The sequence below is a fragment of the Halomonas litopenaei genome, from assembly GCF_017303055.1.
Taxonomy (GTDB): Bacteria; Pseudomonadota; Gammaproteobacteria; order Pseudomonadales; family Halomonadaceae; genus Halomonas; species Halomonas litopenaei_A.
Genome location: NZ_JAEKJT010000023.1, coordinates 1 through 818 on the forward strand (window position 1 = coordinate 1; position 818 = coordinate 818).

2 protein-coding genes are annotated in these 818 nt (G+C 61.5%); both read left to right on the forward strand.

Going from position 1 to position 818, the window contains the following annotated elements; translation table 11 throughout:
• Positions 1 to 313, forward strand: a 313-nt coding sequence (locus JF545_RS19805) for a DUF1153 domain-containing protein (RefSeq protein ID WP_206944879.1), incomplete at its 5' end; no start/stop codon positions are given.
• Between the two features lie 143 nt (positions 314 to 456).
• The coding region (locus JF545_RS19810) for a DDE-type integrase/transposase/recombinase (protein ID WP_206944880.1) at positions 457 to 818 on the forward strand (362 nt) is incomplete at its 3' end.

An 818-nucleotide genomic window follows, 5' to 3' on the forward strand; every position in this document is an offset into this window, starting at 1 on the left:
AATGACTGACGACAACCCCATCAAGCGATGGACCGCGAAGCGCAAGGCCTCCGTGGTCATGGACATCTTCAAGGGCAAGACCACAGCAGCTGAGGTGGCCCGCCAATACGATCTCACCGTCTCCGAGATCGAGGGCTGGGTCGACGAGGCCCAGCGCAGTATGGAAAACGGGTTCAGGGCTCGTCCGAAGGACGTCCGCGAGCAGTACGAATCTGAACTGCGGGAGACCAAAGAGGCGCTGGGTGAGGCCCACCTGCAGATCTATGCGCTAAAAAAGTTTCGCCGCCTGCTCGACGAGGACGAGAACTCGTAAGGTCGCTGCAGGCGGAAATGGTCCAGCAGGGCCACGTGGTGTCGCTCGTCAAACTCTGTCAGTGGTTGGGGCTTCCCCGGCGGACGTTGTATTACCGTCCGAGGGTGCGGCGACGCACGATCAATACGGAGCTAACCAAGAGAGTGAAGCTTGCGCTGGAGCAATTCCCCACCTACGGCTATCGCCGTCTAGCCTGTGTCTTGGGGGAGAACCGCAAACCGATCCAACGCATCTTGCAGCTCAAAGGTTGGCAGGTGCGCAAGCGGCCCCAAGGCTTCCGGCCGCGTGCCCGGAGCCTGCCGTCCGTTGCCTCTCGGCCTGATGAGCGTTGGGCCACCGATCTCACCCATGTGTGGTGCGGTAAGGATCGGCGGGCCAGCCTGGCGGTGATCATCGACTGTTGCACCCGAGAGATCCTTGGTTGGCGATTGTCGGACAACGGCAGCAGCAAGACGGCTGAAGCCGCGCTGGAAGAGGCTCTGGTACATCGATTCGGCGCACTGGG